This window comes from Neobacillus solisequens, from assembly GCF_051233465.1.
Lineage (GTDB): Bacteria > Bacillota > Bacilli > Bacillales > Cytobacillaceae > Neobacillus.
In genome coordinates, this window is record NZ_JBKFGJ010000010.1 from 69,659 (window position 1) to 84,024 (window position 14,366).

At 39.8% G+C, this 14,366-nt stretch carries 14 protein-coding genes; 13 read left to right on the plus strand and 1 reads right to left on the minus strand.

Annotated features, from left to right (window positions below; translation table 11 throughout):
* Window positions 1-9: 9 nt before the first annotated feature.
* Window positions 10-1,062, minus strand: coding sequence for a lactonase family protein (locus ACI3K6_RS11010; protein WP_435554859.1), 1,053 nt, complete (start codon window positions 1,060-1,062; stop codon window positions 10-12).
* 164 nt (window positions 1,063-1,226) lie between these two features.
* Here ACI3K6_RS11010 and ACI3K6_RS11015 point away from each other — a divergent pair, with 164 nt between their 5' ends.
* The 13 genes from ACI3K6_RS11015 (at window position 1,227) to ACI3K6_RS11075 (ending at window position 14,365) form a co-directional block, all read left to right on the plus strand.
* On the plus strand, window positions 1,227-3,173 hold the full coding sequence (locus ACI3K6_RS11015; protein ID WP_435554860.1) for a BglG family transcription antiterminator: 1,947 nt from the start codon (window positions 1,227-1,229) through the stop codon (window positions 3,171-3,173).
* A gap of 4 nt (window positions 3,174-3,177) precedes the next feature.
* Window positions 3,178-3,495 carry a PTS sugar transporter subunit IIB gene (locus ACI3K6_RS11020; RefSeq protein WP_435554861.1) on the plus strand — a complete coding sequence of 106 codons (318 nt, stop codon included), beginning with the start codon at window positions 3,178-3,180 and terminating at the stop codon, window positions 3,493-3,495.
* 272 nt (window positions 3,496-3,767) lie between these two features.
* The gene (locus ACI3K6_RS11025) at window positions 3,768-4,073 is read left to right on the plus strand and encodes a PTS sugar transporter subunit IIB (protein ID WP_335479114.1); all 306 of its coding nucleotides are present in this window, start codon (window positions 3,768-3,770) and stop codon (window positions 4,071-4,073) included.
* A 12-nt stretch (window positions 4,074-4,085) separates the two neighbouring features.
* Complete coding sequence (gene celB / locus ACI3K6_RS11030; protein WP_435554862.1) at window positions 4,086-5,417, plus strand: PTS cellobiose transporter subunit IIC; 1,332 nt, start codon at window positions 4,086-4,088, stop codon at window positions 5,415-5,417.
* A gap of 73 nt (window positions 5,418-5,490) precedes the next feature.
* Window positions 5,491-5,820 carry a PTS sugar transporter subunit IIA gene (locus tag ACI3K6_RS11035; RefSeq protein ID WP_435554863.1) on the plus strand — a complete coding sequence of 110 codons (330 nt, stop codon included), beginning with the start codon at window positions 5,491-5,493 and terminating at the stop codon, window positions 5,818-5,820.
* Window positions 5,817-7,145 carry a 6-phospho-beta-glucosidase gene (locus ACI3K6_RS11040; RefSeq protein WP_435554864.1) on the plus strand — a complete coding sequence of 443 codons (1,329 nt, stop codon included), beginning with the start codon at window positions 5,817-5,819 and terminating at the stop codon, window positions 7,143-7,145. The genes ACI3K6_RS11035 and ACI3K6_RS11040 overlap by 4 nt, the downstream gene beginning before the upstream one ends.
* 76 nt (window positions 7,146-7,221) lie before the next feature.
* Window positions 7,222-8,661, plus strand: coding sequence for a glycoside hydrolase family 1 protein (locus tag ACI3K6_RS11045; RefSeq protein WP_435554865.1), 1,440 nt, complete (start codon window positions 7,222-7,224; stop codon window positions 8,659-8,661).
* A gap of 49 nt (window positions 8,662-8,710) precedes the next feature.
* A complete protein-coding gene (locus ACI3K6_RS11050) occupies window positions 8,711-8,977 on the plus strand; it encodes a phosphocarrier protein HPr (protein ID WP_335479128.1) in 267 nt (88 codons plus the stop codon).
* A gap of 78 nt (window positions 8,978-9,055) precedes the next feature.
* Window positions 9,056-9,850: a Cof-type HAD-IIB family hydrolase gene (locus tag ACI3K6_RS11055; RefSeq protein WP_435554866.1), complete on the plus strand. Its 795-nt coding sequence runs from the start codon at window positions 9,056-9,058 to the stop codon at window positions 9,848-9,850.
* 372 nt (window positions 9,851-10,222) lie between these two features.
* On the plus strand, window positions 10,223-11,086 hold the full coding sequence (locus ACI3K6_RS11060) for an ROK family protein (protein ID WP_435554867.1): 864 nt from the start codon (window positions 10,223-10,225) through the stop codon (window positions 11,084-11,086).
* A gap of 25 nt (window positions 11,087-11,111) precedes the next feature.
* A complete protein-coding gene (gene manA / locus ACI3K6_RS11065) occupies window positions 11,112-12,056 on the plus strand; it encodes a mannose-6-phosphate isomerase, class I (protein WP_435554868.1) in 945 nt (314 codons plus the stop codon).
* A gap of 157 nt (window positions 12,057-12,213) precedes the next feature.
* Window positions 12,214-13,464: a sugar efflux transporter gene (locus ACI3K6_RS11070; protein WP_435554869.1), complete on the plus strand. Its 1,251-nt coding sequence runs from the start codon at window positions 12,214-12,216 to the stop codon at window positions 13,462-13,464.
* A 196-nt stretch (window positions 13,465-13,660) separates the two neighbouring features.
* A complete protein-coding gene (locus ACI3K6_RS11075) occupies window positions 13,661-14,365 on the plus strand; it encodes a DsbA family protein (RefSeq protein WP_435554870.1) in 705 nt (234 codons plus the stop codon).
* Window position 14,366 lies beyond the last annotated feature (1 nt).

The following is a 14,366-nucleotide window of genomic DNA, read 5'->3' on the forward strand; positions in this document are numbered from 1 at the left end:
TTATCCTCTTTATCTATACACATTCAAAAACTTCACACAAACCGGATAGGGCACGACGATATCAGAATCAATTAAGGTAAGTCGTCCTGAATCAGCATCCCGGGCATAAAGCACAAGATTGCTGGATTCCTGATTCGATCCGACGATGAATTTTTCAGAAGGATCTAACGCGAAATCCCTTGGCCAATCCCCTTCAGAGGAAGTGTGCTCCACAAATGTAAGCTCACCAGTGTCCCCCTTCACACTAAAAACTGCGATGCTGTTGTGTCCACGATTTCCTGCATAAACATATCGACCGTCAGAAGAAATATGAATCGCGCTGCCTTGGTTATTTTCTTTGAAATCTTCGGGAAGCGTAGATATGTATTGCTTTTCGGAAAAATGACCATTTTCCGGATGGTAGGTTAATACGATCACTTCTGAGCTGAATTCCGTCATGATATACGCGTATTTTCCATTAGGATGGAACGTGATATGGCGTGGGCCGCTGCCTGCTTTTAATGGTAATAGGTTTACTTTTGTCAAAGTACCATCTTCCGCTACCTTATAGGTAACAAGAGCATCAATTCCTAACTCGACAGCCACTACATACTTTTCATCCGGTGTCATTCCGGCAAAGTGAGTGTGGGCTTTGTCTTGTCGTGGATCTGGTCCTCGGCCTTCATGCTTGATAACCGAAACTGCCGGTGAAACGGAGCCATCTTCTTTAAGAACATAAGATTCAATCGTTCCTTTGTGATAATTTGCTGAAAAAGCAAAATGACTTTTACTATCAACACTCACGTAGCATGGTGATGCTCCATCGAGCACTTCCTTATTAATCGGAGTTAATTTGCCATCTTCCGTAATAGAAAAAGAAGCAACCCCGCCGTTTGAGCCTTCCTTAGCAACAGAGTATAAGAAGCGATGATCCTTAGTGATATTCAAATAGGTAGGGTTTTCTAATTCAGCGGCAACCTGAACGTTTTCGATTTTTCCTTCAGGATTTAAATGGAAAGAGTAGATGCCCTTGCTGTCGCCTTTCGTGTATGTACCAATATAACCAATATAGTTTTTAGTCATGTTTGGGCTCCTTATTGTGAATTTCTAAACATTATTATACTATTCCTACTTTATTTTTATTAATAATGTGCTCACTAAAAAGAATGGTGAATTTGTTGTAGCTAAATTTTATGCTAGCATATAAAATTAATAGTAATTGGTAAAGTCGGAAGTGAGGATTGATCATGTTAAATGGGCGGCAAACTGTGATCATACGTGAATTAATGAAAGCGGACTCTCCTGTTACAAGCGATTATTTGGCCAAAGTGTTAGACGTAACTTCCAGGACCGTTCGCAATGATATTAAAGAACTAGAAGCGAATGTTAAAGATATTGGAGCGTCCATTAAATCAATACGGGGAACAGGATATCAATTGTTTATCCACGATGAGCAATTGTTTCGCCATTTTCTCCAAGATATCGTTGGTCATGATCAGGATCACTCTGGAAAGATTCCGACATTGCCCGAAGAACGTGTTCATTATATTGTGAAGCGGCTACTTTTAACTGAATATATTAAATTGGATGATTTAGCAGAGGAATTATACATTAGCAGGTCCACTTTACAAAATGACTTTAAAGAAGCCAAAGAAATTTTCAAACGGTACGGAATTAAGGTGGAGAAGCGGTCTAATTTTGGGTTGAGATTGATAGGTTCAGAATTCAAATTGCGCCTATGTATTGCTGATTATGCTTTTGCGGATATTGAGTCTGAATTTGATATGATCCTTAAGGATAATCCAGTTTTTGCTGGTGTTGATTTAAACGGTATAAAGTCAATCATCTTAACTCATATTGGAAATCACCAAATCGTCCTATCTGATATAGGCTTAACTAACCTCATCATTCATATTGCCATTTCCTATAACCGAATTAAAAGTGAAAAATATGTCACCTTATATAACAATGAATTGGCAGACTTAAAGACTACCGAGCAATATGAGGTTGCCAAAGAAATTGTCCATGATCTTGAAATAGAACTACATATCCGTTTTCCAGAGCAGGAGATTGCTTATATCACCATCCACTTGCTGGGAACGAAAATGATTACAGCCCTTCATTTGAATGATCAAGAGGTCCAGAGCTTCATCGAAGAGCAGATTTATGATGTCGCAAAGGTTGTCTTAGAAACGATTGATCAGGAGCTTCATTTAAACATAAAGGACGATCAGGAACTTTTTCTGTCGATCTGCCTCCACTTAAAACCGGCGATTCATCGAACCCAATATGGGATTAACTTGCCAAATCCGTTACTAGAGGAAATCAAAACGAATTATCCTGCAGCATTTCAGGCATCTGTGATCGCAGGAATGGTGTTAAAAAAACTGCTTGATATAGAAATTAATGAAAATGAAATGGGCTATTTGGCGCTCCATTTAGGGGCTGCTATTGAAAATAGAAAGAATATGGACCAGCCAAAGAAATGTATGATTGTTTGTGCATCTGGAGTGGGGAGTGCCAGACTTCTTGCTACTAAAATTGAGGCAAAATTCGGTTCAAGAATTGAAATTGTGGGTACCACAGAATTCTATAAGATCAATCAAATTCCGTTAAACAACTTAGACTTCCTCATCAGTACCATCCCTATTCCGATGCAGTTGCCAGTGCCAGTGATTCATGTAAAAACCATTCTAGGCGGTGGCGACTTTGAAAAAATTGAACAGTACCTAGGCATTGAGGTCAATCAAAAAGGGAACTATATTCGCGAAGAATTAGTTTTTCTGCGTCAGCATTTGGAAACAAGAGAAGATGTCTTACATTTTGTGGTCAAGCAGCTAAAAAAATTGGGTCTTGTAAATGATCTATTTCTCAAAAGTGTTTTAGAGAGAGAAGAATTGTCGCCAACAAGTTATGGGAACTTTGTCGCGATTCCTCACCCTCTTACCCCGCAGACTGATTCTACCTTTTGGGCCATTTGCACCCTGCAAAAGCCAATTGACTGGGGCGGAAAAAGAGTGCAGTTTATCTGCCTATTAAGTGTTGAAAAGAATAGCTCAGGTGATTTGCAAAAGATGTATGACCTATTAATCAATATCATTGATAACGGCCAAGTGGTTCAGCAATTGTTAAAATGTAAAACATACCAAGAGTTTGCGTCTGTTTTTCAAAAAAATAATGAAATGGTGAATTAGAACGATGAATATTTTATTATGCTGTTCCGTTGCGATGTCTACGAGTTTATTAGTATCAAAAATGAAAAAAAGCGCTAGCGAGAGAGGCATTGAATGTCATATTTGGGCCGTGCCCATAGATGTGGTAAAAAGGGAAATCTGTACTGCAGATGTCCTGCTGCTAGGACCACAAGTTAGGTATATGCTGCCTGATTTTAAAGAACTTTGTGATAAAAAAGGGATTCCTGTTGATGTGATTGATATTGTGCATTATGGCATTTTTAATGGGAAGGAAGTACTTGATTCTGCCATTAAATTAATAGAGTCGTCTAAAAGAGGGTGAACAAAGTCGTTCAGCTTCTTTTTTTATCGGAATAAATGTAAGCGTTTCCTATTGTCAGTCTATTTTGAACAACCATTTCCGTTGCGTAACGGAAAAAGGTTATGTGTAAATGTAAGCGCTTTTCTAATAGAATAAAGACATCAAGAGAGGAAGCACAAAGTACTACAAACGGTAGTACAAAAATCCCGAAATTATCTCATATCTTTTAGTTTGCAAACTTCTCTTGAACATCACGATTAAACATCAATTAAAACACTTTAGGAGGGTTTTTAATGAATATCTTATTATGTTGTGCAGCAGGAATGTCTACAAGTCTATTGGTAACTAAAATGGAAGCAGCAGCAAAAGACCAAGGGATCGAAGCTAAAATTTGGGCTGAAAGTGCGGATGCAGTAAAAAGCCATATCGACAACGCTGATGTGTTATTGCTTGGACCACAAGTTCGCTACTTACTTCCACAAATGAAAAAACTTGGTGAGGAAAAAGGTATTCCAGTTGATGCCATCAATCCAGTACACTACGGAATGTGTAATGGTGCGGAAGTGTTAAAAACGGCTCTTGCTTTAATTAAAAAATAAGGAGGGACTTACATGAATAAATTCCTGAGTTTTTTAGAGAAGTACTTTATGCCAGTTGCCGGTAAATTAGCCGCGCAAAGACATTTGCAAGCGCTTCGTGACGGTATCATTCTTGCAATGCCAATGATCATCATCGGTTCATTCTTCCTGATTTTAGGTTTCTTGCCATTCCCGCACTACTCTGAATTTATGGCTGGTATTTTTGGAGACCAATGGTTGACGAAATTATTATACGCCAATGATGCAACTTTCGGAATGATGGGTCTCATCGCAGCTTTTGGTATTGCATATCGTTTAGCTGAAAAGTATAACTTGGATGGTGTTACAGCAGGGGTTATCTCCCTATGTGCATTCTTGGTTGCCACTCCATTCCATGTGACATTCACTCCAGAAGGAGCAAAAACAGCTGTTGAAGTGGGCGGTGCCATCCCAGTAGCTTATATGGGAAGTAAAGGTTTGTTCGTTGCCATCTTAATTGGTTTATTCTCTACTGAAGTTTATAATTTTATTGTTAAGAAAAATATTGTCATTAAAATGCCTGATGGGGTTCCACCGGCTGTCAGCAAATCCTTCGTTGCTTTAATTCCAGGTTTTATTGTGATCACAATTATTTGGCTTATCCGTTTAGTCATTGAGTATTTTGGAATTTCCAGCATTCACGATATCGTAGCACTTGTATTAGGCAAGCCGCTGGGTTTATTGGGCGGAACATTACCAGGTACGATTATCGCACTATTCTTGGTTCAATTACTTTGGTCTGCAGGTTTGCACGGTATGAACATCGTTGGAGGCGTTATGTCGCCAATTTGGTTACAAGCTACTGCTGAAAACATGGAAGCGTTTAAATCAGGGCATGAATTACCACATATTATTACCCAGCAGTTTGTTGAAGTATTTGTAAACATGGGTGGTTCTGGTGCAACATTCGGACTTGTCATGATTATGTTAATGTGGTCTAAGAGTAAGCAAATGAAACAACTTGGTAAGCTAGCCTTACCTCCAGGCGTGTTCATGATCAACGAACCAATTACATTCGGTATGCCAATTGTAATGAACGCTTTAATGATTATTCCATTCATTTTAGCACCAATTGTAAACGCTATTACAACATATATCGGTATGGATTTAGGCTTAGTTGCAAAACCAGCGGGTATTGCCATCCCTTGGACAACACCTCCAATCATCGGAGGATACTTGGCAAGTGGCGGTCACATTTCCGGTGCACTAATTCAAGTTTTCAACATCGTTCTTGACTTATTAATCTATCTTCCATTCTACAAAATGTGGGATAAGCAATTATACACTCAAGAAAAGAGCTTTGAATCAGATCAAAAAGCCATTTAATTTTACAGAACTATTTACGCCAAAAGCCCCACTATTGATTAGTGGGGTTTAGGCAACACAGGAGGATATTATAATGGAAAACCTAGAATCGATTATCTTTCAAATTATTTTACACGGGGGAAATGGCAAAAGCAGCTCCATGGAAGCTATCTATGCGGCCAAAGAAGGAGATTTTAAAACAGCACGTGAAAAATTACAGGAAGCTGTTGATGCTCTAAATGAAGCTCATCATATCCAAACCTCTTTAATTCAAGGTGAAGTAAGGGGTGAAAAAACAGAAGTATCACTGCTCATGGTTCATGCTCAGGATCACCTCATGAATGCGATCACTATTAAGGATATGGCTACAGAATTTGTTGATCTTTATGAGACAGTAAAGCAAAGCGGAGGTGTCAAAGCATGACGAAAGGAATCAAAATCGTCACTATAGGCGGAGGGTCCAGCTATACTCCTGAATTGGTAGAAGGTTTTATTAAACGATATGATGAACTACCTATTCGTGAACTTTGGCTGGTAGATATTCCTGCCGGAGAAGAAAAGCTGAACATTGTAGGTGCTTTAGCCAAGCGTATGGTTGAAAAAGCGGGTCTTCCGATTGAGGTTCATTTAACATTAGACCGTCGTGAAGCATTAAAAGGCGCAGACTTTGTTACTACACAATTTCGTGTAGGGCTATTGGATGCACGTGCAAAAGACGAGCGCATCCCATTGAAAAACAACGTGATTGGTCAAGAAACAAACGGTCCAGGCGGATTGTTCAAAGGATTAAGAACAATTCCAGTCATTCTGGATATTTGCAAGGACATCGAAGAATTATGTCCTGACGCATGGCTCGTTAACTTTACCAATCCTGCCGGAATGGTGACAGAAGCCGTTTTACGTTACAGCAACATAAAAAAAGTTGTTGGATTATGTAACGTGCCTGTTGGAATTAAGATGGGCATTGCTCAAGCACTTGATGTTACATCAGATCGCATTCATGTAGATTTTGCCGGTCTTAACCATATGGTATATGGTTTGGACGTCTACCTAGATGGAGTTAGCATTCTAGATGAAGTAATTGAAAAATTAGCGAATCCCGATCATTCTATGACCATGAAAAATATTGCGGCTCTTGGCTGGGAACTGGATTTCCTTCGCGGTTTAAAAGCGATTCCTTGTCCATATCACCGCTATTACTACAAAACAAGCGAAATGCTTGAAGAAGAATTAGAAGCTGCCGCCACAAAAGGAACTCGTGCTGAGGTAGTAAAGCAAGTTGAAAAAGAATTATTTGAACTTTACAAGGACCCTGAGTTAGCGATCAAACCGCCACAATTAGAGCAACGCGGTGGGGCATACTACAGCGATGCCGCATGTAACCTAATTAATTCTATTTACAACGACAAGCGTGATATTCAGCCTGTTAACACCAGAAACAATGGCGCTATTGCCAGCATTGCAGATGATTCCGCAGTCGAAGTGAACTGTATTATTACAAAAGATGGTCCAAAGCCAATTTCTGTGGGTGACCTTCCTGTTGCGGTGAGAGGTCTGGTGCAACAGATTAAATCGTTTGAACGTGTTGCTGCAGAAGCAGCTGTTACCGGCGATTATCATACAGCATTATTGGCGATGACAATTAACCCATTGGTTCCATCTGATAAGATTGGCAAACAAATTTTAGACGAAATGCTCGAAGCTCACAAAGAATATCTTCCCCAATTTTTTCAGAAAGTAGAAATGTAACAATATAGTTCCGGTGAATTTCTCGCCGGAACTTCCTTATGATTGATGTGATTACATAGAAAAGGGAGAGTTGTTAATGATACATGATAAGCTATTTCCATTTCCGCAAAACTTTTTATGGGGTTCCGCATCTGCTGCCTATCAGGTAGAAGGTGCATGGGATGAAGATGGCAAAGGCCCATCGAACTGGGATCTATTTGTCCGTATTCCTGGAAAAACATTTAAAGGAACAACTGGTGATGTTGCTGTAGACCATTACCATCGCTATAAAGAGGATGTGCGGCTGATGGCCGAAATGGGATTGAAGGCATATCGTTTTTCAGTGGCATGGACTCGAATTTTTCCTAAAGGCAAAGGGGAAGTAAACGAAAAGGGAATCCAGTTTTATAATGATTTAATCGATGAATTAGTTGTCAATAAAATTGAACCTATTTTAACGATCTACCATTGGGATCTTCCTCAGGCGCTACAGGATGAGTATGGCGGCTGGGAATCACGCCAAATCGTAGAGGATTTCACTAATTACGCAGTTACATTATACAGACATTTTGGGGATCGGGTTAAGTATTGGGTTAGTTTAAATGAGCAAAATATTTTTACAGGCTTAGGATACAGAATGGCCCTTCATCCGCCGGGATTGAAAGATGATAAGCTGTTCTACCAGGTTAACCATTATGCGAATTTGGCCAATGCCAGCGCGATTAAAGAGTTCCGTAAATATGTACCAGATGGAAAAATCGGACCGAGCTTTGCCTACTCTCCTGCATATGCTGCTTCTTCTAAGCCAGAAGATATCTTGGCTGCAGAGAATGCCGAGGAGATTAACAACCATTGGTGGATGGATGTCTACGCTTTGGGAGAATATCCGCAGGCGGCATGGAACTATTTACAAAGCAAGGATCTTGCCCCAATCGTTGAAAGTGGAGACTTGGCTTTATTAAAAGAAGGCAAGCCGGACTTCATGGGGGTTAACTACTATCAAACCACAACCTATGAAAAGAATCCGTTAATAGGCGGTGTAACAGAAGGGCACTTTAATACTACCGGGAAAAAAGGCACCTCAAAAGATACCGGGATCCCTGGAGTTTTTAAAACCATCAAAAATGAAAATCTTGAAAGAACCAACTGGGATTGGAACATTGACCCTACCGGATTGCGCATCGGACTGCGCCGCATCACAAATCGCTACAAATTACCCATTTTAATCAGTGAAAATGGCTTGGGTGAGTATGACAAAGTAGAAGATGGGGATATCATCAATGATGATTACCGTATTGATTACTTGAAATCACACTTAAAAGCGGTGCAGGAATCGATATCTGACGGAGTTGACATGCTAGGATACTGCACTTGGTCGTTTACCGATTTATTAAGCTGGTTGAATGGCTTCCAAAAACGCTATGGCTTTGTCTATGTCAATCAGCACGAGGAAGGCGAGCATGACTTGCGCCGAATTAAGAAGAAAAGCTACCATTGGTATAAAGAAGTTATCGAAAAAAATGGTGACAATCTTTGATTGACAGTGAAACGCTTTCATAACTATGATTAAACAGGAGGTAATAAATATGACACAAAAAACATTTACTGTAATCGACCAGGCTGGTATCCATGCCCGTCCTGCAACTGTTTTAGTTAGTACTGCATCAAAATTCAAATCTGAGGTATCTTTAACTTACAAGGAAAAGCAAGTTAACCTCAAATCTATTATGGGTGTTATGTCACTTGGTATTCCAAGTGGAGCACAAATCACGATCAACGCTCAAGGCGAAGACGGCGATGCATGTGTACAAGCACTTGAGGATGTATTGAAAAAAGAAGGATTAGCTAACTAATAATGATTCCCCCTCACAACGTTATATAACGGTTATGTGAGGGGGTTCATTTTTGTATCAATAGAAAGGGTGGAGACCATGACACAAAAGCAAATGATTTTCTTTGATATAGACGGCACCCTGCTTAATCATAATAAGGAATTACCTGAGTCCACTAAGATGGCAGTTAAAAAATTACAAGAACTTGGTCACGTGGTGGCCATTGCCACTGGAAGAGCCCCATTTATGTTTAAAGATTTAAGAGATGAACTTGGAATTCATACGTATGTTAGCTTTAATGGTTCTTACTGTGTTTATGAAGGTAAAACGGTCTATGTTAATCCGTTAGATCAAGAAGAGCTTCATTTGTTAACTCAATTTTCAGGCAGCAGAAAAAACCCCCTTATTTATGAACACCATGATCATATGTATAAAAACGTTGAATCCCATCTGTACATTGAAGAAGGAATCGGCTCGTTGAAAATTAACGAAATACCACTCTATGATCCTCATTTCTATCACAATAAAGAAGTCTATCAATCTTTACTTTTCTGTATGGAGGAGGAAGAGGAGCATTATCGCTACCAATTTAAGAAATTTGAATTTGTCAGATGGCATGAGTATTCCATGGATGTCCTTCCTGCCGGCGGTTCAAAAGCAAAAGGAATCGAGGCATTAATCAGCCATTTACATATCCCCATGGAACGAGTGTATGCCTTTGGCGATGGGCTGAACGATATTGAAATGCTTTCATTTGTAAAAAATAGTATTGCCATGGGTAACGCCGAAGAACAGGTGAAAGCTGTGGCCACATATGTGACCCATGATGTAGATCAGGATGGTATTTTGAAAGGATTGCAATTAGTCGGCCTATTGGAAGACGTATCAATTTAATAGTTGGGCTGTGTTAAAGAACAGTGTTGATTTTTTACACTATGTTGATTGGAGCGGAAGTTGTGAAGACTCCTCGAAAATGCTAACGCATTTCCTTCGTGCGTGGGCGAATTCTAGGAAGAAAATCAATGTCCTGTGGGAGTACGGTTCTGGAGAAGACCCCGCAGGCGCAAGCGCCGAGGAGGCTCGCCGAAACGCCTACGGAAAGCGAAGCAACTGGAGCGTAAATCAACAGACAAGTTTATCAGATCCATAGATGAAAACCAAAAACGTCCCACATTGGGATAGTTTTTTGGGGAAATGAATATTTTAAAGTAACAAGGATTCTGAAGTAACAACTGTTAATATGAATCGATAATGGAGGAATTCTATATGCTAGGGGCAATTGAAGCAGGAGGAACAAAATTTGTTTGTGCAGTTGGAGACGAGTCAGGAAATATTGTTGAACTCATTCAAATTCCTACCACTGAACCAGAACAAACTATGGGTGAGGTTATTCAATTTTTTAAAAGATTTGATTTGGACGCTATTGGAATTGGATCCTTTGGACCTATTGATGTAAATCCTGAAAGCCCTACGTATGGTTATATTACCTCAACTCCAAAAATGGCATGGAGAAATTTCCCGTTTGTCCAGGCTATAAAAGAGTCATTTGCTGTACCGGTCGGTTTCAACACAGATGTCAATGCTGCTGCATTAGGTGAAGCAACTCTTGGAGCTGCGAAAGGCTTGGATAGTTGTTTATATATTACGGTTGGTACTGGTATTGGTGCGGGAGCAATTGTTCAGGGGAAATTGCTTCAGGGGTTGTCCCATCCGGAAATGGGACATACCTTTGTACGACGCCACCCTATTGATTCCTATGCAGGGAAGTGCCCATATCATCGGGATTGTCTAGAAGGGCTAGCAGCAGGTCCTGCGATTGAGGAACGTTGGGGCAAGAAGGCGAAAGATCTTGTCGATCAAGAACAAGTTTGGGATATGGAAGGGTATTATATTGCCCAAGCTCTTATGCAATATATTCTTATTTTGTCACCGAAAAAAATTATTCTTGGTGGCGGGGTTATGAATCAAAAGCAGGTATTCCCTTATATTTTCCACCATTTAAAAGAAATGATCAATGATTATGTCTCCTTACCGGAGCTTTTCAGCTACATAGTTAGTCCTGGTTTAGAAAACAAGGCCGGTATCATCGGATCTTTGCTATTGGCACATCAGGCACTTCAAGAAAAATAAACACATCATATGGAGGTAGTCACAGATGCAACCGTTATTTTTAATTCCCGTTTTTAAAGAAAGAATTTGGGGCGGGACCGCCTTACACCAAGAATTTGGGTATGAAATACCAAGCGAAAATACAGGTGAATGCTGGGCCATTTCCGCACATCCGAATGGACCGTCTATCATTGCAAATGGTCCATTTTCTGGAATAACATTGGACAAGCTTTGGGAAGAACATCCTGAATTATTCGGAAATCCTAAGGAAGAGATCTTTCCATTACTAACGAAAATCCTTGATGCCAATATGGATTTGTCTGTACAGGTTCATCCAGATGATGCTTATGCAAAAGTAAATGAAAATGGTGAACTGGGGAAGACGGAATGCTGGTATATTATTGACTGCAAAGAAGGGGCAGAGATGATTTTTGGTCACACTGCTCAAACCAAAAAGGAATTTATTCACCAAATAGAAGACGGTAACTGGGATGGATTGCTTCGGAGGGTGAAAATTAAGCCAGGCGATTTCTTCTTCGTGCCTAGCGGGACCATCCATGCATTATGTGAAGGAACTCTGGTACTTGAGACACAGCAAAGCTCTGATACCACCTATCGTGTGTACGATTACAACCGCCAGGATGCTGAAGGGAATGTCCGTGAGCTTCATTTGGATAAAGCAATTGAAGTGACAACTGTTCCACATCAAGATACAAAAACGATGCCAAAGGTTAACAGTAAGGAACAGGTTACCATCACAACTTTTGTTGAATCCGAATTCTTTTCAGTGTATAAGTGGGATGTTAACGGGACTGCAACATTTTCCTATCCTGATCAGTATCTGTTGATAAGTGTAATAAGTGGAGAGGGAACGCTGTTTACAAATGGAGAAAAGTATCCTTTAAATAAAGGAGCAAATGCAATCATTCCTGTTGGAGTGAAAGAATTTGATATTCAAGGTGAATGTGAGATTATTGTTTCTCATCGATAAGGAATAAATAGAACAGGAAGAGTTTATGCTCAACCTGTTTTTTTAGATTGTCAAAATTCTTTATTTGAAGATTTTAAAATTATGTTATTCTATTTAGGGATGGAGATTAGTAGGTTTTACTAATCTCCATTTTAAATGATAAAGGGGAGTAGCTGGTATGATCAAAACGACATTTTCCACCGTAAAAGAAAGAGCGCTGTTTGTTTGGAAACTCCCTTCCTTTCCTGTTCTTTTTCTAATTAATTTTATTCTCGGCCTCGCATCATCCTTTTTTGCTCCATTTTCCTCGCTGTTCGGGATTGATGAAGTGGGGATGAGCAATGTGGGCTTTGGCGTGTTTATGACGATCACGGCCATAGGCGGGGTTACGATTAGCAGTTATATTGCCAAATTGTCGGATACAAAGGTAAGCAGAAGAAAGCTGATTATTCTAACATCGATTGCCGGGATGATTGGTTATTCGTTATATGCCTATTTTCGAAATTTTCTCGGGTTGGCATTGACTGGATTTTTCATCTTGGGCGTGACAGCCGCCGGTATTCCACAGCTTTGGGCCTATGCACGAGATGCTCTGAAGGAAGCAAACATCCCTAGTGAAGAAACACCTTTTATCATGAATATCTTTAGGATGTTCTTTGCTCTTTCATGGACTGTTGGACCTGCATTGGGTTCTGTTTTATTGCTTCATTTTGGCTTTAAAGGTCTATTTTTGTTTGTTGCCGCCGGTTACTTACTGGTGCTTTTGACCGTGATCTTTTTATTGAAGGATATAACCAGTGAGCAAAGAGTGGCCAAAGAATCCATCACCGTAACGAAGTACATGAAACAGCCGTATATTTTCGGATATTTGGCTGCTGCGTTTTTACTATCTGCTGCAACTTCCATTCATATGTTGAATGTTCCGCAGTTTGTTACAAAGGTTTTGCATGGGACAGAAGTGGATGTTGGAATTGTTTTTAGTGTTCCGCCCATATTTGAAGTTCCTTTCATGATTATAGTCGGTGTGTTGGCAACCAAAATCGATAATGCGATCTTAATCAAAATTGGTTTTGCCATTGCAACAGTTTACTTTTTACTATTCAGTTTTGTAAGGGAACCATGGCAAATTTACCCGCTGCAGCTTCTGAGCGCCGCCCAGGTATCCATCACAGCAGGGATTGCCATTTCCTATTTCCAAGACTTCATCCCTGAGGCGCAAGGAACGGCAACAACCCTGTACATGAATACAACCTCCATTGGTTCAACATTAGGATACTTCCTATTTGGTTTGATTTCAGAAATGATCAATTATAATCAGGTCATTATCATTTATACGATTTTTGCCGGACTAGGGTTGTTGTTCCTAATCGTCTTCGGAAAACAAAAGATGACGGCTAACCAATTGGAAAATCAACAAAGCATCAACTAAAGCCGTTTTTAAACGGCTTTTTTTGGCGGTTAGGAAAGGAATAACCTTCCTATCAGGCATAATGGCCAACTTCACCTCTTTCACCTGCTAAACGGCTCGTCAATCAGCGTGTTTTCTAATAGAGCAAGGTTTTAAGTTTTTAAGAGATTTTATGATATAGTTATCCTTAATAGCCTGTCTAAAAAGGAGATTGATTATGGCAAATAAAAAGAAACAAGAGAATAAATCATCCAAGTTTGTGTTTTGGATGATTGGCTTAATTGCCGTCGGGGTTTTAGCGTTAATTTTTCTAGGCAATCTTTCTGGAAAAGAAGAAAAAGCCACAAAAAAAACTTCCATCGCCAAAATTGATTACAGCAATGAGCCCTTCCTAGGAGATGCTTCTGCGCCAGTGTCGATCATTGAATTCGGCGATTACAAATGCCCAATCTGTAAGGATTTTAATAAAAATACCATTCCACTTATTGAAAAAGAACTTGTGGATACCGGCAAGGCAAAGCTGTATTTTATGAATGATTCGTTCATCAATGTGGATTCAACTCGTTCAGCTCAATTTGCTGAGTCTGTCTATCAAGAACTCGGTAATGAGACATTCTGGAAATTCCATGACCTGCTCTATGAAAAACAGCCAGAAGACACGAAATATGAAAAAATGGATTACTTTACGAAATCATTTCTGATTGATACTCTGCGGGAAGTCGTCAGTGAGCCAGAAGTTGATAAGGTTTTAAAGAACTTTAATGATGAAAAGTCAAAGGCTGCCTGGCAAAAAGACATGGATTATGTGAAAAAATTGGGTGTAACCGGAACTCCAACCTTATTTGTAAATGGAAAAATGTTCAGCGGTAAAACCTTGGAAGATTTACAAGAGAAGGTTAACGAGGCGGCAAAGGGGAAATAAC

What these genes read in the sequence shown, in the direction of transcription:
- ACI3K6_RS11070 (WP_435554869.1), top strand. Translation starts at nt 12,214, where the DNA reads ATGATCAAAACGACATTTTCCACCGTAAAAGAAAGAGCGCTGTTTGTT.
- celB (WP_435554862.1), top strand. Translation starts at nt 4,086, where the DNA reads ATGAATAAATTCCTGAGTTTTTTAGAGAAGTACTTTATGCCAGTTGCC.
- ACI3K6_RS11075 (WP_435554870.1), top strand. Translation starts at nt 13,661, where the DNA reads ATGGCAAATAAAAAGAAACAAGAGAATAAATCATCCAAGTTTGTGTTT.
- ACI3K6_RS11015 (WP_435554860.1), top strand. Translation starts at nt 1,227, where the DNA reads ATGTTAAATGGGCGGCAAACTGTGATCATACGTGAATTAATGAAAGCG.
- ACI3K6_RS11025 (WP_335479114.1), top strand. Translation starts at nt 3,768, where the DNA reads ATGAATATCTTATTATGTTGTGCAGCAGGAATGTCTACAAGTCTATTG.
- manA (WP_435554868.1), top strand. Translation starts at nt 11,112, where the DNA reads ATGCAACCGTTATTTTTAATTCCCGTTTTTAAAGAAAGAATTTGGGGC.
- ACI3K6_RS11055 (WP_435554866.1), top strand. Translation starts at nt 9,056, where the DNA reads ATGACACAAAAGCAAATGATTTTCTTTGATATAGACGGCACCCTGCTT.
- ACI3K6_RS11040 (WP_435554864.1), top strand. Translation starts at nt 5,817, where the DNA reads ATGACGAAAGGAATCAAAATCGTCACTATAGGCGGAGGGTCCAGCTAT.
- ACI3K6_RS11045 (WP_435554865.1), top strand. Translation starts at nt 7,222, where the DNA reads ATGATACATGATAAGCTATTTCCATTTCCGCAAAACTTTTTATGGGGT.
- ACI3K6_RS11050 (WP_335479128.1), top strand. Translation starts at nt 8,711, where the DNA reads ATGACACAAAAAACATTTACTGTAATCGACCAGGCTGGTATCCATGCC.
- ACI3K6_RS11020 (WP_435554861.1), top strand. Translation starts at nt 3,178, where the DNA reads ATGAATATTTTATTATGCTGTTCCGTTGCGATGTCTACGAGTTTATTA.
- ACI3K6_RS11060 (WP_435554867.1), top strand. Translation starts at nt 10,223, where the DNA reads ATGCTAGGGGCAATTGAAGCAGGAGGAACAAAATTTGTTTGTGCAGTT.
- ACI3K6_RS11035 (WP_435554863.1), top strand. Translation starts at nt 5,491, where the DNA reads ATGGAAAACCTAGAATCGATTATCTTTCAAATTATTTTACACGGGGGA.
- ACI3K6_RS11010 (WP_435554859.1), bottom strand. Translation starts at nt 1,062, where the DNA reads ATGACTAAAAACTATATTGGTTATATTGGTACATACACGAAAGGCGAC.